Here is a 2,112-nt window from a genome sequence, read left to right as displayed (position 1 = left end):
ATGGAGATCCGACAACTCCTCCTATGTTTGCATGTGAAAAATGTGGGGGTGAAATGTATCCTGAGTATTATAAAGGGGTACATGGCATAGAGTACAAATTATCGGATATTCTCTAACCATGAAAAGGACCGGGCTATGCCCGGTTTTTCTTACATTTATATAGACTTAGGAAAGAGTGGTCACCATGGGGAGTATTAGAAGGTACATGCAGTTTGTCAAACCTTATCGATTACAAATAATTGGAACATTATTGATAGGAATATTAAAATTTGTTATTCCATTATTAATTCCATTAATGATTAAATATGTTATTGATGATATCGTAGCTGTTGAACACTTAACGAAAGATGAGAAACTGACGAAATTATTCATCGTCATGGGGGTTATGATTGGAGTATTTCTTATCCTTCGTCCACCTATTGAATATTATCGCCAATATTTCGCACAATGGACGGCAAGTAAAATATTATTCGATATTCGGGACAAACTTTTCACACATATTCAAAAGCTGAGTTTTAAATATTATGCTAATACCAAAGTTGGGGAAGTTATTTCACGAGTGATTAACGATGTGGAACAAACAAAAGATTTTGTCATTACAGGATTAATGAACGTATGGCTAGATTTGGCCACGATTATAATTGCCGTCGGTTTCATGCTATGGATGGATATTCCTTTAACCATCGTATCATTACTCATGTTTCCGTTATATGCTTTTTCCGTCAAATACTTTTTTGGTCATTTAAGAAAGTTGACTAGAGAGCGTTCTCAAAAATTAGCTGAATTACAAGGATATTTGCATGAGCGAGTACAAGGGATGCCTGTAATAAAAAGTTTTGCCATTGAAGATTATGAACAAAGTAATTTTAATAGAAAAAATAGGAATTTTTTAAATAAAGCACTAGATCACACTAGTTGGAACGCAAAAGCATTTGCTGTCGTGAATACGATTACGGATATAGCTCCATTACTTATTATTGCTTATTCAGGTTACCAAGTAATAGTAGGAAATCTTTCATTAGGAACTATGGTAGCTTTTATTGCATACATTGACAGGTTGTATAATCCGTTAAGGAGATTAGTTAATTCCTCAACCACTCTAACACAAGCGATTGCATCAATGGACCGAGTATTTGAATTTATGGATGAAAAATATGATATCAAAGACTCAGAAAATGCGATTGAACTAAAAAAAGCTGAAGGTCATATTCAATTTGAGAATGTCTCTTTTAAATATTCCGATAAAGAGAATGATGTATTAAAAAATATTAATTTAGATGTGAAAAAGGGCGAAACTATTGCATTAGTTGGAATGAGTGGGGGAGGTAAGTCATCTCTCGTTAGTTTAATTCCAAGATTTTATGATGTTACAGAAGGAAGAATATTACTGGACGGCAAAGATATTCGAAATTATAAAGTTCAAAGTTTAAGAAATCAAATTGGAATGGTCTTTCAGGATCACATTTTGTTTAGCGAATCTGTTAAAACAAATATTTTATTAGGGAGACCAGATGCGACAGATGAGGAAGTCATTGAAGCAGCTAAAGCAGCGAATGCTCATGAATTTATTATGAATTTACCTCAAGGATATGATACTCAAGTCGGAGAACGAGGGGTAAAACTATCCGGTGGACAAAAACAACGAATAGGAATTGCAAGGGTATTTTTAAAAAATCCTCCTATTATTATTTTAGATGAGGCGACATCTGCATTAGACCTTGAAAGTGAGCATTATATTCAAGAGGCGTTAGAAAAATTAGCGAAGGACCGAACAACGTTTATTGTTGCACATCGACTATCCACAATAACCCATGCTGACCGTATCATTTTAATTGAACACGGCAAAATTGTTGAGTCAGGTACACATGAAGAGTTGATGAAGAAAAAAGGTCACTATTACGATTTATTCCAAGTTCAACAACTTGAAAATTAGTTTCTTCAATGATTTAAAAAGTTTACTCATAGAAACACCACAAGCAGTATTGTTTGTGGTGTTTTCATGTGCGCCCGGCATGGGTGTAATCTATAGGGTGAAAGTCCCGAGCTGCGAAGGCAGAAGTAGCAGTTAGCTTAACGCAAGGGTGTCCGTGGTGACGCGGAATCTGAAGGAAG

At 35.0% G+C, this 2,112-nt stretch carries 1 protein-coding gene; it reads left to right on the top strand.

The window, feature by feature from the left end; all coding sequences use genetic code 11:
- The first annotated feature begins 184 nt into the window (after window positions 1–184).
- Window positions 185–1,933, top strand: a complete 1,749-nt coding sequence (locus AC3ASS_RS14050; protein WP_488284132.1) for an ABC transporter ATP-binding protein — start codon at window positions 185–187, stop codon at window positions 1,931–1,933.
- The last annotated feature ends 179 nt before the right edge of the window (window positions 1,934–2,112 follow it).

This window comes from Bacillus sp. JST-5 (genome assembly GCF_057747715.1).
Note: the sequence above shows the minus strand (reverse complement) of the source record. Positions and strands in the feature narration are given on the sequence as shown.

Excerpts from the sequence above, each read along its gene's own strand:
- AC3ASS_RS14050 (WP_488284132.1), top strand. The coding sequence starts at position 185 with ATGGGGAGTATTAGAAGGTACATGCAGTTTGTCAAACCTTATCGATTA.